The organism is Streptomyces sp. NPDC054770, from assembly GCF_053611985.1.
In genome coordinates this window covers 52,012-74,881 of sequence record NZ_JBSHBL010000017.1, presented here as the reverse complement: position 1 = coordinate 74,881, position 22,870 = coordinate 52,012, and the positions used below count along the sequence as shown (strand labels likewise).

Below are 22,870 nucleotides of genomic sequence, written 5' to 3'. Positions count from 1 at the left end.
GAAGGGTGCGGCCCCTTTTGCTGTGCCGACGAGGATGCGGAGCCATGCGTGTTTCACGTGAAACGTGACAGCCCGCGATGTTTCACGTGAAACCGGCGGTCTGCCGCATCGGTCAACGCGTCGCGCCGGTCACGATCCACCGGCCGGAGCGGGCACGCAGCCAGAGAGTGAGCATCCGCGTGGCCATCATCAGCGTCATGGCTCCCCAGAGCGCCGTGAGCCCGCCGCCGAGGGCGGGCACGAGCAGCGCCACCGGCGTGAAGACCGCCAGGGTCAGAACCATGGCCCCTGCGAGATACGGCCCGTCTCCGGCGCCCATCAGCACGCCGTCGAGGACGAAGACCACGCCGGAGATCGGCTGGGAGAACGCCACGATGAGCAGCGCGGGCAGGGCGATGTCCTTCACGGCGGGGTCGCCGGTGAACAGCGGAAGGAAGAGTGGCCGGGCGGCGATCACGAGCAGGCCCAGGACCACTCCGGTGGCGATGCCCCACTGGACCATACGACGACAGGCCTCGCGGGCGCCGACCGGGTCATCCGCCCCGAGATAGCGGCCAATGACGGCCTGCCCGGCGATCGCGATCGCGTCCAGGGCGAAGGCCAGCAGACTCCACAGGGACAGCACGATCTGATGGGCGGCGATGTCCGCATCACCCAGCCGGGCCGCCACGGCGGTGGCGATCATGAGGACGGCCCGCAGCGAGAGCGTCCGGACGAGCAGCGGTGCGCCGGCCTGCGCCGAGGCCCGTATTCCGGCGACGTCGGGGCGCAGTGACGCTCCGTGCCTGCGGGCACCGCGCACTACGACGGTCAGATAGACCGCCGCCATCCCGCACTGGGCGATGACCGTGCCCCAGGCGGAGCCGGCGATGCCCAGTCCGGCACCGTAGACAAGCGCCGCATTGAGCCCGGCGTTGGTGATGAATCCCGCCACGGCGACATACAGCGGCGTCCGGGTGTCCTGGAGGCCGCGTAGCACGCCGGTGGCGGCGAGTACGACCAGCATGGCCGGGATGCCGAGAGAGGAGATTCTCAGATAGGTGGTCGCGTAGGGAGCCGCGGTGTGCGAGGCGCCGAAGACGTCCACGATGCCGGGGGCGAGAGGAAGGACGACGGCGATGACCGCGGCACCGAGCAGCAGTGCCAGCCAGATGCCGTCCATGCCTTGGCGGACGGCCTCCTGGAGATCGCCGGCGCCGACCCGGCGGGCGACGGCGGCCGTGGTGGCGTAGGCGAGGAAGACGAAGACGCTCACGGCGGTGGTGAGAAGGGCGGAGGCGACTCCGAGACCGGCGAGCTGTGCGGTGCCGAGATGGCCGACGATCGCGCTGTCGGCCATGACGAAAAGCGGCTCGGCGACCAGTGCACCGAAGGCCGGGACGGCCAGTGCGACGATCTCCCGGTCGTGCCGGCGCCGGGTGGCCTTGGGGATCGCGGGAGCCTGTGACATGGGCGCTAATCTAATCGTCCACAGGTAAGAGATGCAATCGGGATGTGACCATTACCGATAGTTGCTAGCGCCACGCTCTCGCGCACTGTTCGAGGGGATCTTGGTCCGACTGGGAAAGTTTTTCTTCTGCACAGCCAGTGGATGGGAAAGTTGCAGGTCAGAGGCTGTTGTGGAGAGAGATCGAGGGCTTGTTCACAGGGCTGTCCACCGCGTCGTGCACAGGTTTTGGCGGGTTCTCCACAGCATACGGGCGGTCGTCCACATGGCCTGTGGATAACCAGATTGGCTGACGGTGCCCGCGGGCCTACCGTGGTGCGGCACCCGCTCCTTGTCACGGCCTCGGAAACCTCACAAAACCGACGCGACCAGAACCGGAATGGGGCGTCCTAGTTGTCAGTGCCGTGCCGTAGAAAAGAGGGCATGGCGAGGTCCGCGGTGCGGACGGGAGGAGGTGGCTCGGTGAGCATTTCCGAGCCCTTGGACGATCCGTGGGCCGATGCCGGTCCCGGTGATCGTCTGCCCGCCTCCCGCCGACGGGGCGAGGGTGGCCGCGGCCGGGACGACCGGCACGACCGGGGCCGGGACAGCGGGGAGTGGGACGGCGGGGGTGCCACCTTCGAGCGGGTTCCCCCACAGGACCTGGACGCCGAGCAGTCCGTGCTCGGCGGCATGCTGCTCTCCAAGGACGCCATCGCCGACGTCGTCGAGATCCTCAAGGGCCACGACTTCTACAAGCCCGCCCACGAGACGATCTACCAGGCGATCCTCGACGTCTACGCGAAGGGCGAACCGGCCGACCCCATCACCATCGCCGCCGAGCTCACCAAACGCGGCGAGATCAACAAGGTCGGCGGCGCTTCCTATCTGCACACCCTCGTCCAGACGGTGCCGACGGCGGCGAACGCCGAGTACTACGCGGAGATCGTCCACGAGCGGGCGGTGCTGCGCCGGCTGGTCGAGGCGGGCACGCGCATCACACAGATGGGATACGCGGCCGACGGTGACATCGACGAGATCGTCAACAGCGCCCAGGCCGAGATCTACGCCGTCACCGAGCAGCGGACCAGCGAGGACTACCTCCCGCTCGGCGACATCATGGAGGGCGCCCTCGACGAGATCGAGGCGATCGGCTCCCGCACCGGCGAGATGACCGGCGTCCCCACCGGCTTCACCGACCTGGACTCGCTCACCAACGGCCTGCACCCGGGCCAGATGATCGTCATCGCGGCCCGTCCCGCCATGGGCAAGTCGACCCTCGCCCTGGACTTCGCCCGCGCCGCGTCCATCAAGAACAACCTGCCCAGCGTCATCTTCTCCCTCGAAATGGGCCGCAACGAGATCGCGATGCGTCTGCTGTCCGCCGAGGCCCGGGTCGCCCTGCACCACATGCGGTCCGGCACGATGACCGACGATGACTGGACCCGGCTGGCCCGCCGGATGCCCGACGTGTCGGCCGCGCCGCTCTACATCGACGACTCCCCGAACCTATCGATGATGGAGATCCGCGCCAAGTGCCGTCGGCTCAAGCAGCGCAACGACATCAAGCTCGTGATCATCGACTATCTCCAGCTGATGCAGTCCGGCGGCAAACGCTCCGAGAGCCGCCAGCAGGAGGTGTCGGACATGTCGCGAAACCTCAAGCTGCTGGCGAAGGAGCTGGAGGTTCCGGTGATCGCGCTCTCGCAGCTCAACCGTGGTCCCGAACAGCGCACGGACAAGAAGCCCATGGTGTCCGACCTGCGTGAGTCCGGCTCCATCGAGCAGGACGCCGACATGGTGATCCTGCTCCACCGCGAGGACGCCTACGAGAAGGAATCCCCGCGCGCCGGCGAGGCGGACATCATCGTCGGCAAGCACCGAAACGGCCCGACAGCGACGATCACCGTGGCCTTCCAGGGCCACTACTCCCGCTTCGTGGACATGGCACAGACCTGACCCGTGCCGGAGAACGGCGCTGACCTGGCCAGTGCCGCCGAAATGTACTCGACGCCGGTCCGCCCACCAGGTGGACTGAGCACATGACGACACTCCAGGAAGAGCTGCTCCCCACCACCCGGCGGGCGCTGCTGCACCGGATCGCACTGGCCCAGTCCGAAGGCCGGGCGCCGTCACTGGTGGCGGCGGTCGTGCGAGGCGGGCGGGCCATCTGGCACGGGGCGCGGACCTCGGTGGACGGGCACGGGCCGGACGAGAATGTGCAGTACCGGATCGGCTCGATCACCAAGACGTTCACGGCCGTTCTGGTGCTCAGGCTGCGTGACGAGGGGCTGCTCGATCTCGGTGATCCACTGGAGAAGCACCTGCCGGGCACCGGCGCGGGGGAGGCGACCATCGCCGAACTCCTCGCGCACACCGGCGGGCTGGCGGCAGAGTCGCCGGCTCCCTGGTGGGAGCGCACCCCGGGCTCGCTGCGGCCGGAGCTGAGCGACGTCCTCGGCGAGCAGCCCCTGCTGCACCCCGTCGGCCGCCGCCACCACTACTCCAACCCCGGCTACACCCTGCTCGGCGCGCTGGTCGAGGAACTCCGCGGTGCCCCCTGGGAAGAGGTACTACGGCAGGAGGTTCTCGAACCGCTGGGCCTCGGCCGCACGAGCGCCCAGCCGCAGGCTCCGCACGCCGGCGGCTGGGCGGTGCACCCCTGGGCCGACGCCATGCTCCCGGAGCCGTCGGAGGACCTCGGCCGGATGGCACCGGCCGGGCAGCTCTGGTCGACCACCGGCGACCTGGCCCGCTTCGCCGTGTTCCTGGCGGCCGGGGACGACCGGGTGCTGAGTGCCGAGTCGGTGCGGGAGATGCGCACCCCGGCCGCCCCCGCCGAGTCAGCCGACGTACTGGACGGCGCTACCTACGGCCTCGGCCTGCAGATCCAGCGCCGTGCGGGCAGGCTGCTCGTCGGGCACTCCGGTTCGCTGCCCGGCTTCCTGGCCAACCTCACGATCAGCGTGGCCGACGACGTGGCGGCCGTGGTGCTGGCGAACTGCACCTCCGGCCCGCTGCTGTCCGCCACCGGTGCCGACCTCGTCGGTATCGTCGCGGAGGCCGAGCCGCGCATTCCCGAGCCATGGCGCCCCCTGACCCAAGTCGAGCCGTCCGTGCTGGAGCTGGCGGGACCGTGGTACTGGGGCACTCATGCCTTCGTGCTGCGGGTGACGGCCGACGGGCTCGTCTCACTGGGGCCGCTGACGGGCGCCGGCCGCCGAGCCCGTTTCCGCTCCAACGGCGACGGCACCTGGACCGGCATGGAGGGCTACTACGCCGGAGAGCTGCTGCGGCCCGTACGGCGGGCGGACGGCACCCTGAGCCACCTGGACCTCGGATCGTTCATGTTTACGCGCCGGCCGTACGACGAGACGGCTCCCGTCCCCGGTGGGGTGGACCCCGAGGGATGGCGGGGGATCGGCTAGCGGACTCGAAGGCGGGGGCGGTGTTTCACGTGAAACACCCCCCCGGGCGATAGCTTCGCCCGGCTGTGAGCCGCTCAGGTTCAGATTTCGAGCTTGAAGCCCACATGCGAGGCGGCGAAACCGAGCCGCTCGTAGAAGCGATGGGCGTCGATCCGTGACGCGTCCGAGGTCAGCTGGACCAACCGGCAGCCCTGGCGGCGGGATTCGTCGATGGCCCACTCGATGAACCGGGTGCCCAGTCCGCTGCCGCGCTCGTCGGCGTGGACACGCACGCCTTCGATGATCGACCGGGTGGCCCCGCGCCTCGACAGCCCGGGAATGACCGTGAGCTGAAGGGTGCCGACGACCCGGCCTTCGCGGACGGCGACGACCAAGTGCTGGTTGGGATCCGCGCTGAGCCGTTCCAGGGCGCTCAGATAGGGCGCCAGGTCGTCCGGTGATTCCCGTCGGGCGCCCAGCGGGTCGTCGGCGAGCATCCCGACGATGGCCGGGATGTCGTCGGCGACCGCGGCGCGTATCTCAAGATCTCCCATACCCGCAGCCTATGCGGGCACGTGCAACGACTCCACGGCCCGGACCAGGGGGGCCAGTTCCGGGTTCCTGGCCGCCTCGTCGAGGGCCTCGCGCAGCGCCTTGTCGTTGGTGGGACGTGCCTCTTCCAGCAGTCGCAGCCCTGCCTCGGTGACGTTCGTGTAGATACCGCGGCGGTCGGTCGGGCAGAGGTAGCGCTCCAGGAGGCCGCGGTCCTCCAGGCGGGTGACCAGCCGGGTGGTGGCGCTCTGGCTGAGGACGACCGCGTCGGCGACCTGCTTCATCTGGAGATGGCCCCCTTCGCCGTCGTGCTGTCGGCTGAGGACGTCGAGCAGTGAGTACTCGCGCACGCTCAGGTCGTGCTTGACCTGAAGGGCGCGCTCGATATGCGCCTCGATCCTCCCGTGCAGCAGTGAGAGGGCGCACCAGCCCTGGGCGAGGGCGGTGAGCGCGGGGTCCGTCGCTGTCATGGGCGTTTTCCTCCGTCCGGGAGCCGCTGAACCCAGGATAGAGCAAGCATGCAATATCCCCCGCTTGCACATAGCCCGCGTCTGCAACTATTGTGAACGCACGCAAAGCGCACCTGCAATCGTCTGGGAAGGCCGTACCTCCATGCCTCTCGCGCTTCTGGCCCTCGCGATCGGGGCCTTCGGAATCGGAACGACCGAATTCGTGATCATGGGCTTGCTGCCCGAGGTCGCGGGAGACTTCGGGGTCTCCATCCCGACCGCCGGCCTGCTCGTCACCGGTTACGCACTCGGCGTGGTGATCGGCGCCCCGCTGATGACCGTGCTGGGCACAAAGGTCCCCCGCAAGCGGATGCTGATGCTGCTGATGGGCCTCTTCATCGCCGGCAATCTGCTCACCGCCGTGGCGCCCGCCTTCGCCGTCGTGCTGATCGGCCGGGTGGTCGCCTCCCTCGCCCACGGCGCCTTCTTCGGTATCGGCTCGGTCGTGGCGTCCGAGCTGGTCGCCCCGAGCAAGAAGGCCGGGGCCATCGCGCTGATGTTCACCGGCCTCACCGTCGCCAACGTCATCGGCGTCCCGCTCGGCACCCTCGTGGGGCAGCACGTCGGCTGGCGCGTCACCTTCGGCATCGTCGCCGTCCTCGGTGTCGTCGGCCTGGCCGGTATCGCCAAGCTGGTCCCCGAGCTGCCCAGGCCACAGGGCGTGCACCTGCGGCACGAGCTGGCCGCGTTCAAGAACACCCAGGTCCTGCTAGCCATGGCGATGACCGTTCTCGGCTTCGGCGGGGTCTTCGCGGCCATCACCTACATCGCGCCGATGATGACTCACGTCACCGGCTTCGCCGACGGCTCCGTCACCTGGCTGCTGGTCCTCTTCGGCCTCGGCATGGTCGGCGGCAACCTCATCGGCGGCAAGTTCGCCGACCGCGCCCTGATGCCCATGCTGTACGTGTCCCTGGGCGCCCTGGCCGTCGTCCTCGCCCTCTTCACGCTCACCGCGCACAGCAAGATCGCGGCCGCCGTGACCGTCGCCCTGATCGGCGCCCTGGGCTTCGCCACCGTCCCGCCGCTCCAAAAGCGCGTCCTCGACCAGGCCCACGGTGCCCCCACCCTGGCCTCGGCTGTGAACATCGGCGCCTTCAACCTCGGCAACGCCCTGTCCGCCTGGCTCGGCGGCATCGTGATCGCCGCCGGCTTCGGCTACACCTCCCCCAACTGGGTCGGCGCCGCCCTCGCCGCGTCCGCCCTTGTCCTCGCCTTCCTGTCGGCCGCGCTGGAGCGCCGCGACAGCGCCCCGAGCGCAGTGGTCGCCGGTGGCACGCCCGCCGGACGGCGGGCGTCGGTCCACCACTGACCGCCCGCGCTTCTCACCGCACGTCAGCACCATCCAAGGAGACCCATGAGCACCACCACCGTCGCCCCGCTCACCATCCAGGACGCCGAGTTCCTGATCGCTGAGGCCGGCCGTGCCGCCGAGGCCGCCGGAGCCACCGTCAGCGTCACCGTCCTGGACGCCGGAGGCCATCTGCTGGCCTTCCGCCGGGACGACCGCGCCGTGCTGATCTCCGGCGAGACCAGCACCCGCAAGGCCTACACGGCGCTCCAGCTGAACACCCCCACCGCCGACCTCGTCGACGCCGTCCAGCCCGGCGGCCTCTTCCACACCCTGCCCACGGCACTCGACCGGCCGCTGCTGTTCATCGCGGGCGGTGTTCCTGTCCAGCGGGACGGCCGCCTCATCGGAGCTGTCGGCGTCGGCGGCGGTGCCCCCGACCAGGACCACGGCTTCGCCTCCGCCGCCGTACAGGCACTCGCCTGACCGCATCCCGCTCAACGTGAACGCCGGCCCCTCAGGGAGCCGGCGTTCGCCGTGCCGAAGGCTTCTCAGCCCGCCGCGACCGTCAGCGGCGCGAACCGCCGAGTCCAGTCCCCCGGTGACTCCGCGATGCCGTAGGTCATGACGGAGTTCATGGCGACGGAAGCCATCCCACGCCCCTTCGCCCAGGCCAGCAGCTCCTCGTGGCGGACGTCGACGTCGGTACGGAGCCGGCGATCGGTGCGGGCGGCGAGCGAGGAGATCAAGGACTTCGCCGTCTCGGTGTCACGGGCGATCAGCGGCCCGACGACATGCGTGTCCATGTTGGGCCAGGCGGCCGCGTACCCGACGATCCGGCCGTCGTCCACGGCGACGTGCAGCAGGTCCGAGAACGCGGGCAGCCGCGTGATGAGGAGGGTGCGGTCGGCGCCGAACACCTCCTCGTCCAGCCGGAGGATGGAACCGAGATCCTCGGCGGAGGCCGCCCGGGTCGCCACCCGGGGCTCGGGTCCGCCCGGAGTGAAGGGCCCGGCCAGCATCTCCGACTGTCCCGTGACCTTGAACCCCAGCTCCTCGTAGAGCGGACGGCCGTAGGGCGTCGCGTACAGGGTCAGGGGAGTCGTCCCCATCGCCGACACGATGTGCTGCATCAGCCGGCGTCCGATGCCCTGGCGGGCGTGCCGTTCGGCGACCAGAACCATGCCGACCGCACCGAGATGCGGACGTTCCCCCGGGCCGTACTCCGTGACGACACAGGCGGCGACCAGGCCTCCGCCGGGGTCGTCGACGCCGTATCCCTTCCCGGCCGTGAGGAGCAAGCGCCACTTGTGTTCCTCGCGGGGCCACCCCCGGTCCTCGGACAAGTCGGCGCAGGCGCTGAGATCGCGTGGCGTGAGTCGGCGAATGGGCAGAGCGGCGTCGGAAGGAGTTGACACGCAGGTCAGGCTTGCCGACCGATACCCCCGCCGTCCACCTGTTTCAGGGGAGACGCACGCGCTTTTGGCCATGTCGTAGTCCGCAGCACAGCCCCTGTACAGACCCGAGTCGTTTCACGTGAAACATCGCCGTAGGGGAGTCGTTCGTGGCCGTACCGAGGAGGTGTGACCCTTCCCGTTAGCCTCGGGTCCATGGCGAGACTTCATCTCTTCGATCTTGACGGCACTCTGCTGCACGGTACCTCCGCACCCGTCGAGATATCCCGTCAACTCGGGCTGGAAGCACAGACCATGGAGCTTGACCGGGCGATTTCGGCGGGGCGGATAGATCCGCCGGAGTATGCGACACGGGTGCACGCGCTCTGGGCCGAACTGACCGAGGCGCATGTCACGGCGGCATTCGACGGTGCGCCGTGGCTGGCCCGCATCCGGGACGTCTGGGCCGAGATCAGGGGATCGGGGGACTACTGCGCGGTGGTCTCGCTCTCCCCCTCCTTCTTCGTGGAACGTCTGCTGGACTGGGGAGTGCACGCGGCCTTCGGCTCGCGCTTCCCAGCAGTGCCGTTCGTCGAACCGGTGGACCCGGCAGGAGTGCTCACCGCCGCCGCCAAGGTGACGATCGCGGACCGCCTGTGCGAGCAGTTCGGGGTCGGTCGGGCGGACTGTGTCGCCTATGGTGACTCGATGTCGGACAGGGACTTGTTCGCCGCTGTTCCGGTGTCCGTGGCGGTCAATGCGGACGGACACCTCGCCGGCCTCGCGACGTACTCCTACACGGGCAGGGATCTATGGGATGCCTATGAATTGGCCCGTGGCACCCGGTAATTGAGGGAACCGATGGTTCGCCCGTTGCCAGTTTCACGGGCGGGACAGGGGGGACTTGTGCGCATGGCGACGGCCGGTAGGGTCGACTCCGGTTCATGTCCGGGTCCGGACGTTCCTGCCGGAGTGATTGCGGCCCATGTCACACTCTCGCCTTACTTGTCCGTACACGGGGGAATCGCGGGTTGAATGTGGTCGTGTCGGCCACAGGGCCTGACCGGGGAGAGCTAGCCGTCAACGGGGGAAAGCAAGCACCTTCCGAGTGAAGTGCGCAGACCGACCGCAAGATGTTCGAGGCGAGGGCACACCATGGACGCTCCGACCACCACGTCGGCGGGCAACGGCGGGGCCGGTGGAGGCCACTGGTTCACGCCCCACGACAGGCCCGCGTTCGACCCCTCCGCCGAGCCTCCGGTCGTGGCGCCGGGTGGCGGGCAGGAAACGCCTCAGAGTCGCCCTCCCGCGCCCGTACAGCCCCCGGAGCGAATATGGCCGTCGACGGAGCCGCCACGGGCTCAGGGCGCCGCTGAGGCCCCGCCCGGCGGGCCGTACGCGGCGCCCGGCTCCTTCGAGTCCACGGCCGAGCACTCCGCACCCGGCGCTTTCGAGCAGCGCGTCCCGCCGCAGCGCAGCACACAGCAGACACAGCAGGCCTCCCCGGACGCGACCCGTATCCGCGCCACCATGGCCGAGGTCGGTCCGATCGCCGACAAGGTCACCTCGTACTTCTACGCACTCCTCTTCGTCCGCCACCCCGAACTGCGTTCGCTGTTCCCGGCGGCCATGGACACCCAACGGGACCGGCTGCTGAAGGCACTGCTCACCGCGGCCGAGCACATCGACAACACGCCCGTCCTGGTCGAGTACCTCCAGAACCTGGGTCGTGGCCACCGCAAGTACGGCACCCGGGCCGAGTACTACCCGGCCGTCGGCGAGTGCCTCATCGGCGCGCTGAGCAGGTACGCCACGGGCATCTGGGATGCCGAGACGGAGGCGGCCTGGGTACGGGTGTACACGACGATGTCCCAGGTGATGATCGACGCGGCGGCCACGGACGAGCTGCGCTCCCCGGCGTGGTGGCACGCGGAAGTCGTCGCCCACGACCTCAGGACCGCGGACGTCGCGGTGCTCACGCTCCGTCCGGACCAGCCGTACCCCTTCCTCGCCGGGCAGTACACAAGTCTCGAGACACCCTGGTGGCCGCGGGTGTGGCGGCACTACTCCTTCGCCTCCGCGCCCCGCTCGGACGGCCTGCTCACGCTCCATGTGAAGGCCGTCCCGGCAGGCTGGGTCTCCAACTCACTGGTGCACCGCGCCCGCCCCGGCGACGTCGTCCGCCTCGGCCCGCCCGGAGGTTCGATGACCGTCGACCACACGAGGGACAGCGGACTGCTCTGCCTCGGCGGCGGTACCGGCATCGCACCCATCAAGGCGATGGTCGAGGACATCGCCGAACGCGGCTCACGCCGCCCGGTCGAGGTGTTCTACGGCGCCCGCACCGACCACGACCTGTACGACATCGACACGCTGCTCCGGCTCCAGCAGAGCCATCCCTGGCTCACGGTGCGTGCGGTCGTCGACCAGCAGGCGCACCTCCAACTTCCCGACGCCATCCGCGGGTACGGCCCGTGGATCGAGTACGACGCCTATCTCTCCGGCCCGCCCGGCATGATCCGCAACGGGATCACCGCGCTGCGGGACGTCGGCATCCCCGCGCACCGCATCCGGCACGACTCGGTCGAGGAACTGGTCGTCGTCGGCGACTGACCCGTCAACCGAGATCCGGGGCGTGCATGGCCCGCACGCCCTCGATGTTGCCGTCCAGATAGTGCCGCAGCGACAGCGGTACGAGGTGCACGGAGGCGATCCCCACACGGGTGAAGGGGACGCGCACGATCTCGTACTCGCCGGCGGGCTCGTCGACTTCGGGGCCGTGCCGCAGGGCCGGGTCCATGGACTCCAGCCGGCAGACGAAGAAGTGCTGCACCTTCACGCCGGTCGCGCTGCCGTTGTCGCCGATGTGCTCCACGGTGTCCACGAAGCACGGCACCACATCGGTGATCTTGGCGCCGAGTTCCTCGTCCACCTCGCGGTGCAGGGCTTCGACGACGGTGGTGTCCTCCGGCTCGACCCCGCCACCTGGAGTGAGCCAGTAGGGATCGACACCGGGCTTGGTGCGCTTGATCAGAATCAGGTCATCGCCGTCCAGGAGAACGGCACGGGCGGTGCGCTTGACCACGGGTCGGACGGTCATGGAAGAAATGTGGCCCAGCTGGTTCCACGTGAAACATCGCGAAGCGCCACCGCACGGCCGCATTGCGTCAACTCCGCAGAACACGCTCAGCACCAGTCCGCGGCCGCGTGCTGGAGCCACTCGTGCGCCCGTGCCACATGCGGCATGGCGAGCGTTCCGGTGCGCACCACGAGGAAGTACGTCCGCAGCGGGGGCACCGCGGGATCGTGCAGCGCCGCGACCTCACCGCGCTCCAGGGCGGCCGAGCACAGATACCGGGGCAGTACCGCGAGGCCGGCACCTGCGACCGTACAGGCGAGAACCGCGCGCAGATCGGGCACCACGACCGTGCCCGAGGCGGCCGGCCGGGCGTCGAAGACGGAACCCCAGTAGCGCGAGACGAACGGCAGCGACTCATGGACCTCGACGACCGGCAGGTTCTCCAGGGCGGCCGCGCCCTTGCCGTGGACCGCGCCGGTGCCGATCTCCTCGGCCCAGCGCGGAGCGGCGACCAGTACATGCTCCTCGTCGCAGAGCGCGGTGGCGGTGAGCAGGGCGCCGCGTGGCCGGAGCGTACTGATGGCCAGGTCATGGTGACCGGCGGAGAGCCCCTCCAGGGTCTCCTCGGCGTTCCCGAACGAGGCGCGCAGTGCGAAGCCCAGGCCGTCGTCGCCGACCAGCTCCGTGAGGGCGGGAAGAGCGCGTTCCGCGGTGAACTCGGGCGGGCCCGCGAGATGCAGGGTGCGCACCGAGGAGTCGTCGTCGAGGCCGCGTTCCGCTATCTCCACGAGAGCGTCGAGATGCGGGGCGGCCTTGTGGGCGAGTTCGTCGCCGATGGTCGTGGGAGTCACCCCACGGGCCTGGCGCAGGAAGAGCGGGCGGCCCAGCTGTCGTTCCAGGGTCCGGATCTGGGAGGTCACCGCCGGCTGTGAGAGGCCGAGCAGGGCGGCGGCGCGGGTGAAGGAGCCGGCCCGGTGCACGGTGACGAAGGTGCGCAGCAAGGTCAGATCCACCGCACGCCCTCCCGCTCCCCCCGCCCCTTCCCGCCTCCGGGCAGGTCCCCAACTATAAATAAGTCGATAGGTCTCTGTCGCTACAGTGATTGGACACTGACGCAGAGTCAACTAGCCTTGGTCGCGCGGTTCTTGGCGCGCGGGAACCGGGACGGTCCGAGCCACGAGGGGGGAGGCTCGGACCGTCCGTTATGCGTAGCCGGACCCATGGAGATGTCCGTAATCCGGTCACCGATCCGATTCGTCGAGCGCGCGCAGCACATCGGCCACCAGATCTTCCGGATCCTCGGCCCCGACCGACAGCCGGATGAAGCCCTCTGGAACGTCGTCCCCGCCCCAGCGCCGCCGCCGCTCGGCCGTGGAACGCACCCCGCCGAAGCTCGTCGCATCGTCGACCAGCCGCAGCGCCTGGAGGAAACGCTCGGCACGCGCGCGCGTGGGCAGCGTGAAGGAGATCACCGAGCCGTAGCGGCGCATCTGCTGCGAAGCGATCTTGTGCGCGGGGTCGTCGGACAGACCCGGGTAGCGCAGGGCGGTCACCTCGGGCCGCCCGCGCAGCGCCTCCGCGAGCAGCAGGGCGGTCGCGTTCTGCCGGTCCACCCGCAACTGGAGGGTGGCGAGGGAGCGATGGGCCAGCCAGGCCTCCATGGGCCCGGAGATCGCCCCGATGATCTTCCGCCAGCGGCGTACGGCGGCCATGGCCGCCGCGTCGCGCCCGGCGACGTACCCCAGCAGCACGTCCCCGTGGCCGGTGAGCTGTTTGGTGCCGCTGGCCATGGAGAAGTCGGCGCCCAGTGCCAGCGGCCGCTGGCCGAGCGGGGTGGCGAGGGTGTTGTCGACGGCGACGAGGGCGCCACGCGCGTGTGCCGCCCCGGCGAGGCGCCGGATGTCGCAGACGTCGAGCCCGGGGTTGCACGGAGACTCGATCAGCAGCAGCTTCGCCCCGTCCAGGACGTCGAGCTGGGCGTCGCCGGCGGTCGGTGCGGTGCGCACCTCGATGCCGTACGCCTCCAGCTGGGCGCGGACCAGGGGCAGCACCTGGTAGCCGTCGGAGGGCAGGACGACCGCGTCCCCGGCGCTCAGCTGGGAGAAGAGCACCGCCGAGACGGCCGCCACACCGGAGGCGAACACCAGGGTCTCGACCTCCTCCCCGGGCGCCTCCAACTCGCCGATGGCCCGCTCCAGATGGGTCCAGGTCGGGTTCTCGTCGCGCCCGTAGGCATACGGCCCGCTCACCTCGCCCGGCAGATGGAAGTGCGCGGCGAAGACCGGCCCGGGCAGGGTCGGCTCGTTCTTGACCGGCTCGGGCAGTCCCGCGCGCACCGCGCGCGTGCCCTCGCCCATGGCCGCCTCGCTCATGCCGCCGTTCCCTCCACTTCGGTCCGTACCGCGGCGAGCAGCCCCTCGCTCGCCGCCTCCACCATCTCAAGACACTCCTCGAAGCCGTCCAGACCCCCGTAGTACGGATCCGGTACGTCGAGGTCGTCGCCCGCCGCAGGGTCGTACGAGCGCAGCAGGCGCACCTTGCGCGCGTCCTCCTCGGTGGGGGCGAGCCGGCGCAGGGCCTTGAGGTGGCCGGAGTCGAGGGCGATCACGAGGTCGAGGCGGGCGAACCAGGACGCCTGGAACTGGCGGGCGGTGTGGTCGCCGTCGTACCCGTGTTCCGTGAGGACGCGGACGGTGCGCGGGTCGGCGCCGTCGCCCTCGTGCCAGCCGCCGGTGCCGGCGCTGTCGGCCTCGACACGGTCGTCGAGGCCGGCCTCGGCCGTGCGGGCACGGAAGACGGATTCGGCCATCGGGGAACGGCAGATGTTGCCGGTGCAGACGAAGCAGACGCGGTAGGTCATCGGATGCTCAGTCCGTGTCGGGAAGGATCATGTTGAGGGCCCAGGACACGATCGAGATGATCAGGCCGCCCAGGACGGCGGTCCAGAACCCCTCCACGTGGAAGCTCAGGTCCAGCTTGTCGCACACCCATGACGTCAGCAGCAGCATCAGCGCGTTGACCACCAGGGTGATCAGGCCGAGAGTGAGGATGAACAGCGGGAAGGTCAGGACCTTCACGATCGGCTTGACCAGGAAGTTCACCAGACCGAAGACCAGGGCCACCAGGATCAGCGTCCAGACCTTCTTGGCGGTGTTGTCGCCGGTCAGGGTGATCTTGTCGAGCAGCCACACGGCGACCGCCAGAGCGCCCGCGTTGGCGATCGTCTTGACTACGAAATTCTTCATGTGTCTGATCGTGACAGAAGAGATCGGATGCAAATAGTGAGGCGAGGGCGGCAACGGCGATGAAGGCATTCCGGCTGGACGAACTGGAGGCGGAACGCGCCGCCAACGACGGGGCCTACCTGCAGTTCCTGCGGGAGCGGAACATGTCGGTCGGTCTCTACGCCCTCGACGCGGGCTCGCACGACCCGCAGCAGCCGCACCACCAGGACGAGGTCTACTTCGTCGTCAGCGGCCGCGCCGCGATCACCGTCGGCCTGGAGACCACGCAGGTGGCGCGGGGCAGCGTGGTGTACGTGCCGGCCGGGGTGGCCCACAAGTTCCATCACATCAGCGAGGATCTGAGGGTTCTGGTCGTCTTCTCTCCCCCCGAGGCCTGACCCCGGTCCTCGGGGTTCCCTAGGGGAAGGGTCAGGGGAGGACAAGGGATCCAGGACCCCCGCACGCCCCCCTCGCGGCTCTAGCATCGGATGCAGGACATCGCATCGTGCGGGACGCACGAGACCGTACGTGCCGGAACGCACGAGAAAGCGGAGGACAGGGCAATGCGAGAGATCTTCACAGGTCTGCCGTGGTGGGTGAAGTGGATCGCGGTGCCGGTCATCGCGCTGGTGGTGTTCGGCGGTCTGATCACGGCCGTGATCAGCTGGGTGGTCTTCCTGCTCTTCAAGTTGCTGATCTTCGTGGCGCTGGTCGGCGGACTGATCTACATCGTGCGGAAGTTCATGTCGAACTCCTCGTCGAAGAGCGACTGGTGAGGACCGTGGGAATCGGTGGCCGGTAACAGGAATCACCGGTTCCCTCGGGGGAGGGAAGTTTCCCGCACAGGCGGACCGGGAGCGGTGGCGGACGGTTAGAGTCGCTGACCCCCTCGCGCTCCGGGAGTGACCCTTGGCCACGCTTGACGCCGCCCCCGCACCCACGGAACATCCAGCACCCCCCGTCCAACGCCGTTCCAGCACACCCCCCGTGCAGCGGCCGGCCACCCCGGCCGACCCCGCACCACCGCACCCGGCCACCCTCATCGGCTCTGTCCAGCGCGCCATGCGCCTGCTGGAGTGCGTCGCCGGACACGCACACGGCGCACCCGCCAAACAACTGGCCCGGGAGACCGGCCTCGCCCTGCCCACCGCCTACCATCTGCTGCGCACCCTGGTCCACGAGGGCTACCTGCGCCGCGACAAGGGACTGTTCTTCCTCGGTGAGGCGGCGGAGCGGCTGAGCAGCAGCGGAGCGCAGCAGAAACGTCGCAGCGCCGTCGTCGACACCCTTGCCCACTGGCGGGATTCGATCGGTGTCCCGGTGTACTACGCCATGTACCGGGACGGCGAGATCGAAGTCATGTGCGTGTCCGACTCCCCGGGTACCCCGGCGGTGGAGGAGTGGGCCGGCTTCCGCGAGACCGGACATGCGCACGCCATCGGCCAGTGTCTCCTCTCCCAGCTGGACGAGGACGCCCGCCGCGACCACCTCGGCCGTCACCCTGTGCGGCCCCTCACCCCGTACACGGTCCGTGACGACCAGACCCTGCTGCGACGGCTGGAACGGACGCGGCGGATGGAGCCGGTGGTGGAGCGCCAGGAGTACGCGCTGGGGACGGTGTGCGCGGCGATCCCCCTCACCGTCGGCACCACGGCCGCCACGATCGCCATCTCCCTCCCTCTCCACCAGGCCGACCGGCTGCTGCCCGCCGTCCGGCAGTTGCAGGCCGAGGTGGGGCGCCATCTGGGATCCCTGGCCATCGCTATCAGTATCTGAAAACTCACTCCTTGTGATCTCTCGTGTACTTTCAGCAAGATTTGACCACCATCAAAGGGATAAAACCCGGCCAGTCGGTGTCATATGACGGGGTAGGCAATGCGCGAGTCCGTACAAGCAGAAGTCATGATGAGCTTTCTCGTCTCCGAGGAGCTCTCCTTCCGCATCCCCGTGGAGTTGCGCTACGAGACCTGTGATCCCTATGCCGTGCGACTCACCTTTCATCTGCCCGGGGACGCGCCGGTGACCTGGGCCTTCGGCCGGGAACTGCTGATCGACGGGGTGGGGCGGCCGTGCGGCGAGGGTGATGTGCACATCGCGCCCGCCGATTCCGAGGTGCTGGGCGAGGTGCTGATCCGGCTTCAGGTCGGCGGTGACCAGGCCGTGTTCCGGTCCTCCGCACCCCCGCTGGTGGCCTTCCTCGACCGTACGGACAAGCTGGTGCCGCTCGGCCAGGAGGGCTCACTCGCCGACTTCGACGCGCACCTCGACGAGGCCCTGGACCGCATCCTGGCCGAGGAACAGAGCGCCGGCTGAAGCGTTACGGCACAGGGGCGCGCGGCGCTCCGCCGAGCCGTGTGAGGGCACGCAGGAACGCTTCTGCCCGTCCGTGGCCGGACCGCTGCCGCAACGCGCCGCCCACCCGCGCGCCCCTGCGCGTCACCGCACCTCACCGCTTCCGGCGCCGCCCCCGCCCGCCACGCGCCACGGCGGCCACGGCCGGCGCGGCCTCCGTGGACGCGGCCGTCTCCGTGCCCGGCCGGTCGGCCGACACCACCAGGGCCGCGAGCAGCGTGGTGACCGGCACCGAGGCGACCAGGCCGATCGAGCCGACCAGCGTGCGCACGATCTCCTCGGCGACCAGCTCGCTGTTGGCGACCGTGGCCACACTGCTCTGCGCGATCGAGAAGAGCAGCAGCAGCGGCAGCGCGGCGCCCGCGTAGGCCAGCACCAGGGTGTTGACGACGGAGGCGATGTGGTCACGGCCGATGCGGATGCCCGCCCGGTACAGCCCGCGCCAGCCCATCGTCGGGTTGGCCTCGTGCAGTTCCCAGACGGCCGAGGTCTGGGTCACCGTCACGTCGTCCAGGACACCCAGCGAACCGATGATGACCCCGGCCAGCAGCAGACCGCTCATGTCGATCGACGGATACAGGCCGTGGATCAGACCGGTGTTGTCGTCGGTGTTGCCGGTGAGCGCGGCCCAGTCGATGAACTCCGAACCGAGCAGGCCGATCAGGCACAGCGAGACCAGCGTGCCGAGCACCGCCACCGAGGTCCGGGCCGACAGCCCGTGGCACATGTACAGGGCGATCAGCATGATGGCGCTCGACCCGACCACCGCCATCAGCAGCGGATTCGAGCCCTGCAGGATCCCCGGCAGGATGAACAGGGTCAGCACCAGGAAGCTGACGGCCAGCGCGACCAGCGCCATCACACCGCGCAGCCGGCCCACCACCACGACGGCCAGTGCGAAGATCCCGGCCAGCAGCGCCATCGGGAACTTCCGGTTCACGTCGGTGACCGAGTACTGGAGGTCCTTGGGCGCGGAGGGTTCGTACGCGGCCACGACCTTCTCGCCCTCGTGCAACTGCCGCGACTGGTCGGGCTGCACGATCTCGGTGAAGGTACGGCCCTTGTCCTTGCCGGCGTCGACCCGGACCGTGGCCTTCTTGCAGGTGCCGCCCTCCTCCTGCGTCGAGGAAGTGCCGTCGGCGGTGGAGGTGTCGCCGGTCGAGCCGCCTCCGGAGGCGTTGACCGACTTGCAGCTGACGGAGACGACCTTGGTGACCGTCGCTGCCTGCGTCTGGCGGTCGAAGCCGACGCCGGTGCGCTCGTGCGGCGGGGCGCCGCCCGGCCACAACACCACGAGGCCGACCACGACCGCGGCGGTGAAGGGGATGAGGATCGCCGCGATGACCTTGCGCAGATGCTTGGAGACGGGTGCGGCGGGTCCGTGGCTGTGACTGTGTCCGTGCGAATGGCCGTGACCGCCGCCGGGCCCGGAGCCGTTCTGGCCGGTGCTCGGACCGGGCGAGTGGCTTTGGGCGTGGCCGTGGGCGTTGTCGTGAGGGTGGGCAGGTCCGTGGTCGTACTGCTCGCCCTGCCCGTGGATGTGTCCGTCACCGGCACCAGGGCCCCCGTGGCCGGGTCCGCCGCCCCGCGTGGCGCCGTTGCCGCGCCGCGGGTCGGGAGGCGGATAGGGGTGCTGCTGTGTCGAGGTCACCGCCCGATCATCGCAAGAACGGCAGGGGCCCTCTGTTCACCGCGCCCGAATTGACGCTAGCGTGGAGGCACCTTTGCACACGCGGGAGCTCGGAGCACCGGGCTGAGAGGGCGCTGACCTCCGTATTCGCGATGTTTCACGTGGAACGAGTGATGTTTCACATGAAACGCCGCCCGACGGAAGCCGCTGCGTCGACCGCCGAACCTGTTACCGGGTAATGCCGGCGTAGGGAGTAGGTCTCATGACCAACAAGGATGCACGCACGCCTGCCTTCAGCCAGGACGAACAGCCCATTGCGGGTGAAACGTCGCCGGAGGCCGGGAAGTCCATCGGCTGGCACAAGGGGTATGTCGAGGGCTCCCGCCCCGATCTGCGGGTGCCGGTCCGTCAGGTGCACCTCACCAACGGGCAGTCGGTCACGCTCTACGACACTTCGGGCCCGTACACCGATCCGCTCGTCGAGACCGACGTCCGCAGGGGGCTGCCGCCGCTGCGGGAGAACTGGATCATCGCCCGCGGTGACACCACCGAGTACGCGGGCCGGCCCGTCCGCCCCGAGGACGACGGGATCAAGCACACCGCGCCGCGTGGCGGCCTGCGCAACCTGGACGCGGTGTTCCCGGGCCGCCCGCGCCAGCCGCGCCGCAGCCGGGACGGCGAGGCGGTGACGCAACTCGCGTACGCCCGCCGGGGCGAGATCACCCCGGAGATGGAGTACGTGGCCATCCGCGAGAACGTTTCTCCCGAAGTGGTCCGCGAGGAGATCGCGGCGGGCAGGGCCGTACTGCCCGCCAACGTCAACCACCCGGAGATCGAGCCGATGATCATCGGGAAGCGGTTCCTGGTGAAGGTCAACGCCAACATCGGCAACTCCGCGGTCACCTCCTCCATCGAGGAGGAGGTCGAGAAGATGACCTGGGCGACCCGCTGGGGCGCCGACACGGTCATGGACCTCTCCACCGGACGCAACATCCACACCACCCGCGAGTGGGTGCTGCGCAACTCCCCCGTCCCCATCGGCACGGTGCCGCTCTACCAGGCGCTCGAGAAGGTCGACGGCAGGGCCGAGGAGCTGACCTGGGAGATCTACAAGGACACGGTCGTCGAACAGGCCGAGCAGGGCGTGGACTACATGACCGTCCACGCGGGCGTACGCCTGCCGTACGTACCGCTCACCGCCAACCGCAAGACCGGCATCGTCTCGCGCGGCGGCTCGATCATGGCGGCCTGGTGCCTCGCGCACCACAAGGAGTCGTTCCTGTACGAGAACTTCGAGGAACTCTGCGAGATCCTCGCCGCCTACGACGTCACGTACTCGCTGGGCGACGGTCTGCGCCCCGGGTCCATCGCGGACGCCAACGACGAGGCACAGTTCGCGGAGTTGCGCACGCTCGGGGAACTCAACCGGATCGCCAGGCGTTTCCATGTACAGACGATGATCGAGGGCCCGGGCCATGTCCCGATGCACAAGATCAAGGAGAACATCGACCTTCAGCAGGAGATCTGCGATGAAGCTCCGTTCTATACGCTCGGCCCGCTGACCACGGACGTCGCGCCGGCCTACGACCACATCACCTCCGGCATCGGCGCCGCGATGATCGCCTGGTGGGGCACGGCGATGCTCTGCTATGTGACGCCCAAGGAGCACCTGGGCCTGCCCAACCGGGACGACGTCAAGACCGGCGTCATCACCTACAAGATCGCCGCCCATGCGGCCGACCTCGCCAAGGGCCACCCGGGCGCGCAGGAGTGGGATGACGCGCTGTCCGACGCCCGCTTCGAGTTCCGGTGGGAGGACCAGTTCAACCTCGCCCTGGACCCGTACACGGCCCGCGAGTTCCACGACGAGACGCTCCCGGCGGAGCCGGCGAAGACGGCCCACTTCTGCTCGATGTGCGGGCCGAAGTTCTGCTCGATGAAGATCAGTCAAAGCATCACAGAGCGGTTCGGTGGTGCGGCGACTGAGGGGGCGTCACCGGAGGAGGTCGCGGAGGGGATGCTCCAGAAGTCGAAGGAGTTCGCGGCGAGCGGGAACCGGGTGTATCTGCCGCTGGCGGACTGAGTTCTTGACGAGGTGCCGGTCCGGGTTGTCGAACACCCTGGACCGACACCGCCGGCCCGGTCACCCTTGGGTGTCCTGCTGGGAGTCCTGTGGGTACCAGCGCAGCTCCACCGTGTTGCCGTCCGGGTCCCGGACGTAGACCGAGGTGGCGGTGGAGCGTGCGCCGAAGCGGCTTACGGGGCCCTCGACGACGGTGAACGCCCCGGACGCGATGATCTCGTCCCAGTCCACCGGCTCCACGGTGAGACAGATGTGGTCGACGTTGGACTCGCTCCGGCGGCGGGCTACCAGGTCGATGATGGTCTCCGGAGTGACTCTGACCGAAGGGAAGGGGACCTTGCCGGATCGCCATTCCGCGAGGCGGACCGGCTCCAGGCCGAGGCGCCCGGCGTAGAAGTCCAGCGACCGTTCGATGTCCTGGACGTTGAGGACCAAGTGGTCGAGTGCCTTTACGCGTACAGGGGGCACTGCGTCTCCGGAGCGCTGCCGCGGTGTCGGGGAGGCAGGGGTAGCAGTGGCGTTCATGAGGCTTCCTCGGGGGGCGAATGCGGTGTCAGGGGTGACCGGGTGGGATGCCCTCCACGATCGGCCGTGGGACGGGTGCCATCAAGGCATGATCGGAGTACGACCGTTGAGCAGGATTAAACGCTGGGGGGCATCATGCTGGAGCGGCTGGAAACCGAGGTCTTCCTGACGCTCGCCGACGAGTTGCACTTCGGCCGGACCGCCGAGGCGTTGGGGGTCACGACCGGGCGGGTCGGCCAGATGATCAAGAAGCTGGAACGCCGCGTCGGCGGCACGCTGTTCGAACGAAACAGCCGTTCCGTCCGTCTCACCCCGATCGGACGGCAGCTGGCCGATGACCTGCGGCCCCTGGCCGCCGCCATGGAGGAGGCACTGCGCAGAGCGGCCGACGCCAGTCGTGGCGTCACAGGGGAACTGCGGGTGGCCTTCCTCGGAGAGTGGACGGCGCCGGCACTGCTCAGAGCCGTCAGTTCGTTCACCGCACGTCATCCCGACTGCCGGGTCCACGTACGGGAGGTGCAGCTGTCCAACTCCCGGGCGAGCCTGCTGGACGGTTCGATCGACATCCTCCTCGCCTCCTACCCGTTCGACGGCATGGCCTGCGGGCCGGTGCTGCTGAGGGAGGACCGGGTGCTCGCTGTGGCGGCCGGGCATCCACTGGCCGGCGAACCGTCGGTATCGGTCGAAGCAATGGCTCGATATCCCGTGGTGCAGTACCCGGACGTGACCTCCGCGGCCTTCAAGAGGGACCGCACACCGGATCGCACACCCTCGGGCAAGCCCGTGCCGAGAGGCCCCGTCGGCGGGTCGTTCTCCGAGATGCTCACTCTGGTCGCCATGGGCAGAGGTGTCCTCCCAGTGGGAGAGCATTCCCGGCAGTACTACCCCCGACCCGATATCGCCTACGTGCCGCTTCACGATGCGCTGCCGATCGAGCGAGGGCTGGTCTGGATGGAGGGGAACACAACAGAACGGGTGCGTGCGTTCGTCAGAGCGGCGGCTCGTGCCGTATTGCCGATACCGAGCGCTTCCGCGCCGCTGTGATCGCGGAGTGACGGGGGATCGGGGGCATCGGCCGGATCCCTGGGAAGGGGCTTCCGGCACGTGCCTGGCCGGCTGCCGGGCTCACCAGGTCTCGACGTGGTCCAGGACGTATGCGGCGAGTTCCGGTGGGTGCAGGTCCAGCGCGGTCACCGCGACGGGGTCCCGACCCGCGCGGTGTATCCGACAGTGCCGCCGCGGGTGGAGTACCGGCTGACCGGGCTGGGTCGGGAGGCGGGTGGGCTCGTGCAGCGCGTCACCGACTGGTCGCAGGCGAACATGGCCGCCATGCGGGCGGCGCGGGAGGAGTTCGACGGGCGTGCCGTCCGTCAGCTCCCCGGCGCGGCCTCGTAGACC

The 22,870-nt window shown here is 69.3% G+C and carries 24 protein-coding genes; 13 read left to right on the top strand and 11 right to left on the bottom strand.

The window, feature by feature from the left end; genetic code table 11:
- Positions 1-112 precede the first annotated feature (112 nt).
- Complete coding sequence (locus ACWGKQ_RS17575) at positions 113-1,450, bottom strand: MATE family efflux transporter (protein ID WP_453292813.1); 1,338 nt, start codon at positions 1,448-1,450, stop codon at positions 113-115.
- Between the two features lie 459 nt (positions 1,451-1,909).
- Between ACWGKQ_RS17575 and dnaB the strand changes: the two genes are divergently transcribed.
- Both dnaB and ACWGKQ_RS17565 read left to right on the top strand, forming a co-directional pair.
- The gene (gene dnaB / locus ACWGKQ_RS17570; RefSeq protein ID WP_453292812.1) at positions 1,910-3,385 is read left to right on the top strand and encodes a replicative DNA helicase; all 1,476 of its coding nucleotides are present in this window, start codon (positions 1,910-1,912) and stop codon (positions 3,383-3,385) included.
- Between the two features lie 83 nt (positions 3,386-3,468).
- Positions 3,469-4,854 (top strand): serine hydrolase domain-containing protein, encoded by a 1,386-nt coding sequence (locus ACWGKQ_RS17565; RefSeq protein ID WP_453292811.1) that lies wholly within the window; start codon positions 3,469-3,471, stop codon positions 4,852-4,854.
- A gap of 80 nt (positions 4,855-4,934) precedes the next feature.
- Here the strand turns inward: ACWGKQ_RS17565 and ACWGKQ_RS17560 are convergent, their stop codons facing one another.
- Together ACWGKQ_RS17560 and ACWGKQ_RS17555 are read right to left on the bottom strand one after the other, a co-directional pair.
- Positions 4,935-5,387, bottom strand: a complete 453-nt coding sequence (locus ACWGKQ_RS17560; RefSeq protein WP_453292810.1) for an N-acetyltransferase family protein — start codon at positions 5,385-5,387, stop codon at positions 4,935-4,937.
- 9 nt (positions 5,388-5,396) lie between these two features.
- Positions 5,397-5,855, bottom strand: coding sequence for a MarR family winged helix-turn-helix transcriptional regulator (locus ACWGKQ_RS17555; protein ID WP_453292809.1), 459 nt, complete (start codon positions 5,853-5,855; stop codon positions 5,397-5,399).
- A 142-nt stretch (positions 5,856-5,997) separates the two neighbouring features.
- Here ACWGKQ_RS17555 and ACWGKQ_RS17550 point away from each other — a divergent pair, with 142 nt between their 5' ends.
- On the top strand, positions 5,998-7,206 hold the full coding sequence (locus ACWGKQ_RS17550) for an MFS transporter (protein WP_453292808.1): 1,209 nt from the start codon (positions 5,998-6,000) through the stop codon (positions 7,204-7,206).
- Between the two features lie 45 nt (positions 7,207-7,251).
- Positions 7,252-7,671 carry a GlcG/HbpS family heme-binding protein gene (locus ACWGKQ_RS17545; protein WP_453292807.1) on the top strand — a complete coding sequence of 140 codons (420 nt, stop codon included), beginning with the start codon at positions 7,252-7,254 and terminating at the stop codon, positions 7,669-7,671.
- A gap of 65 nt (positions 7,672-7,736) precedes the next feature.
- Here the strand turns inward: ACWGKQ_RS17545 and ACWGKQ_RS17540 are convergent, their stop codons facing one another.
- Positions 7,737-8,603 (bottom strand): GNAT family N-acetyltransferase, encoded by an 867-nt coding sequence (locus tag ACWGKQ_RS17540; protein WP_453292806.1) that lies wholly within the window; start codon positions 8,601-8,603, stop codon positions 7,737-7,739.
- Between the two features lie 192 nt (positions 8,604-8,795).
- Here ACWGKQ_RS17540 and ACWGKQ_RS17535 point away from each other — a divergent pair, with 192 nt between their 5' ends.
- Both ACWGKQ_RS17535 and ACWGKQ_RS17530 read left to right on the top strand, forming a co-directional pair.
- A complete protein-coding gene (locus ACWGKQ_RS17535) occupies positions 8,796-9,428 on the top strand; it encodes an HAD family hydrolase (protein ID WP_453292805.1) in 633 nt (210 codons plus the stop codon).
- Between the two features lie 669 nt (positions 9,429-10,097).
- Entirely contained in the window at positions 10,098-11,192 is a 1,095-nt protein-coding gene (locus tag ACWGKQ_RS17530) for a globin domain-containing protein (RefSeq protein WP_453292870.1), read from the top strand.
- 4 nt (positions 11,193-11,196) lie between these two features.
- On the opposite strand, the gene ACWGKQ_RS17525 is transcribed toward ACWGKQ_RS17530, so the two are convergent.
- The 5 genes from ACWGKQ_RS17525 to ACWGKQ_RS17505 all read right to left on the bottom strand — a co-directional run bounded on the left by ACWGKQ_RS17525 (position 11,197) and on the right by ACWGKQ_RS17505 (position 14,903).
- Positions 11,197-11,679, bottom strand: a complete 483-nt coding sequence (locus tag ACWGKQ_RS17525; protein ID WP_453292804.1) for an NUDIX domain-containing protein — start codon at positions 11,677-11,679, stop codon at positions 11,197-11,199.
- Between the two features lie 86 nt (positions 11,680-11,765).
- Positions 11,766-12,671, bottom strand: coding sequence for a LysR family transcriptional regulator (locus tag ACWGKQ_RS17520; protein ID WP_453292803.1), 906 nt, complete (start codon positions 12,669-12,671; stop codon positions 11,766-11,768).
- A gap of 228 nt (positions 12,672-12,899) precedes the next feature.
- Positions 12,900-14,030 carry a cystathionine gamma-lyase gene (locus ACWGKQ_RS17515; protein WP_453292802.1) on the bottom strand — a complete coding sequence of 377 codons (1,131 nt, stop codon included), beginning with the start codon at positions 14,028-14,030 and terminating at the stop codon, positions 12,900-12,902.
- Entirely contained in the window at positions 14,027-14,518 is a 492-nt protein-coding gene (locus ACWGKQ_RS17510) for a low molecular weight protein-tyrosine-phosphatase (protein ID WP_453292801.1), read from the bottom strand. Before ACWGKQ_RS17510 ends, ACWGKQ_RS17515 begins: the two co-directional genes overlap by 4 nt.
- 7 nt (positions 14,519-14,525) lie before the next feature.
- On the bottom strand, positions 14,526-14,903 hold the full coding sequence (locus tag ACWGKQ_RS17505) for a phage holin family protein (protein ID WP_453292800.1): 378 nt from the start codon (positions 14,901-14,903) through the stop codon (positions 14,526-14,528).
- Between the two features lie 59 nt (positions 14,904-14,962).
- On the opposite strand from ACWGKQ_RS17505, the gene ACWGKQ_RS17500 reads away from it, so the two are divergent.
- From ACWGKQ_RS17500 to ACWGKQ_RS17485, 4 genes are all read left to right on the top strand, one after another.
- Positions 14,963-15,280 carry a cupin domain-containing protein gene (locus ACWGKQ_RS17500; RefSeq protein ID WP_453292799.1) on the top strand — a complete coding sequence of 106 codons (318 nt, stop codon included), beginning with the start codon at positions 14,963-14,965 and terminating at the stop codon, positions 15,278-15,280.
- A gap of 165 nt (positions 15,281-15,445) precedes the next feature.
- Positions 15,446-15,658, top strand: coding sequence for a DUF5326 family protein (locus ACWGKQ_RS17495; protein WP_089100495.1), 213 nt, complete (start codon positions 15,446-15,448; stop codon positions 15,656-15,658).
- A 211-nt stretch (positions 15,659-15,869) separates the two neighbouring features.
- Entirely contained in the window at positions 15,870-16,658 is a 789-nt protein-coding gene (locus tag ACWGKQ_RS17490; RefSeq protein ID WP_453292798.1) for an IclR family transcriptional regulator, read from the top strand.
- A 99-nt stretch (positions 16,659-16,757) separates the two neighbouring features.
- Entirely contained in the window at positions 16,758-17,195 is a 438-nt protein-coding gene (locus ACWGKQ_RS17485; protein WP_189262811.1) for an SsgA family sporulation/cell division regulator, read from the top strand.
- A gap of 133 nt (positions 17,196-17,328) precedes the next feature.
- Here the strand turns inward: ACWGKQ_RS17485 and ACWGKQ_RS17480 are convergent, their stop codons facing one another.
- Complete coding sequence (locus ACWGKQ_RS17480; RefSeq protein ID WP_453292797.1) at positions 17,329-18,885, bottom strand: YibE/F family protein; 1,557 nt, start codon at positions 18,883-18,885, stop codon at positions 17,329-17,331.
- A gap of 241 nt (positions 18,886-19,126) precedes the next feature.
- Between ACWGKQ_RS17480 and thiC the strand changes: the two genes are divergently transcribed.
- Entirely contained in the window at positions 19,127-20,947 is a 1,821-nt protein-coding gene (thiC, locus tag ACWGKQ_RS17475) for a phosphomethylpyrimidine synthase ThiC (RefSeq protein ID WP_453292796.1), read from the top strand.
- Between the two features lie 60 nt (positions 20,948-21,007).
- On the opposite strand, the gene ACWGKQ_RS17470 is transcribed toward thiC, so the two are convergent.
- Positions 21,008-21,415 (bottom strand): VOC family protein, encoded by a 408-nt coding sequence (locus tag ACWGKQ_RS17470; RefSeq protein WP_453292795.1) that lies wholly within the window; start codon positions 21,413-21,415, stop codon positions 21,008-21,010.
- Between the two features lie 192 nt (positions 21,416-21,607).
- Between ACWGKQ_RS17470 and ACWGKQ_RS17465 the strand changes: the two genes are divergently transcribed.
- Both ACWGKQ_RS17465 and ACWGKQ_RS17460 read left to right on the top strand, forming a co-directional pair.
- Entirely contained in the window at positions 21,608-22,516 is a 909-nt protein-coding gene (locus tag ACWGKQ_RS17465) for a LysR family transcriptional regulator (RefSeq protein WP_453292794.1), read from the top strand.
- Between the two features lie 60 nt (positions 22,517-22,576).
- A complete protein-coding gene (locus ACWGKQ_RS17460; RefSeq protein WP_453292793.1) occupies positions 22,577-22,867 on the top strand; it encodes a winged helix-turn-helix transcriptional regulator in 291 nt (96 codons plus the stop codon).
- Positions 22,868-22,870: the final 3 nt, after the last annotated feature.

Excerpts from the sequence above, each read along its gene's own strand:
- ACWGKQ_RS17525 (WP_453292804.1), bottom strand. The coding sequence starts at position 11,679 with ATGACCGTCCGACCCGTGGTCAAGCGCACCGCCCGTGCCGTTCTCCTG.
- ACWGKQ_RS17465 (WP_453292794.1), top strand. The coding sequence starts at position 21,608 with ATGCTGGAGCGGCTGGAAACCGAGGTCTTCCTGACGCTCGCCGACGAG.
- ACWGKQ_RS17545 (WP_453292807.1), top strand. The coding sequence starts at position 7,252 with ATGAGCACCACCACCGTCGCCCCGCTCACCATCCAGGACGCCGAGTTC.
- ACWGKQ_RS17510 (WP_453292801.1), bottom strand. The coding sequence starts at position 14,518 with ATGACCTACCGCGTCTGCTTCGTCTGCACCGGCAACATCTGCCGTTCC.
- ACWGKQ_RS17515 (WP_453292802.1), bottom strand. The coding sequence starts at position 14,030 with ATGAGCGAGGCGGCCATGGGCGAGGGCACGCGCGCGGTGCGCGCGGGA.
- ACWGKQ_RS17535 (WP_453292805.1), top strand. The coding sequence starts at position 8,796 with ATGGCGAGACTTCATCTCTTCGATCTTGACGGCACTCTGCTGCACGGT.
- ACWGKQ_RS17500 (WP_453292799.1), top strand. The coding sequence starts at position 14,963 with ATGAAGGCATTCCGGCTGGACGAACTGGAGGCGGAACGCGCCGCCAAC.
- ACWGKQ_RS17495 (WP_089100495.1), top strand. The coding sequence starts at position 15,446 with ATGCGAGAGATCTTCACAGGTCTGCCGTGGTGGGTGAAGTGGATCGCG.
- thiC (WP_453292796.1), top strand. The coding sequence starts at position 19,127 with ATGACCAACAAGGATGCACGCACGCCTGCCTTCAGCCAGGACGAACAG.
- ACWGKQ_RS17485 (WP_189262811.1), top strand. The coding sequence starts at position 16,758 with ATGCGCGAGTCCGTACAAGCAGAAGTCATGATGAGCTTTCTCGTCTCC.
- ACWGKQ_RS17565 (WP_453292811.1), top strand. The coding sequence starts at position 3,469 with ATGACGACACTCCAGGAAGAGCTGCTCCCCACCACCCGGCGGGCGCTG.
- ACWGKQ_RS17575 (WP_453292813.1), bottom strand. The coding sequence starts at position 1,450 with ATGTCACAGGCTCCCGCGATCCCCAAGGCCACCCGGCGCCGGCACGAC.
- ACWGKQ_RS17550 (WP_453292808.1), top strand. The coding sequence starts at position 5,998 with ATGCCTCTCGCGCTTCTGGCCCTCGCGATCGGGGCCTTCGGAATCGGA.
- ACWGKQ_RS17560 (WP_453292810.1), bottom strand. The coding sequence starts at position 5,387 with ATGGGAGATCTTGAGATACGCGCCGCGGTCGCCGACGACATCCCGGCC.
- ACWGKQ_RS17555 (WP_453292809.1), bottom strand. The coding sequence starts at position 5,855 with ATGACAGCGACGGACCCCGCGCTCACCGCCCTCGCCCAGGGCTGGTGC.
- ACWGKQ_RS17505 (WP_453292800.1), bottom strand. The coding sequence starts at position 14,903 with ATGAAGAATTTCGTAGTCAAGACGATCGCCAACGCGGGCGCTCTGGCG.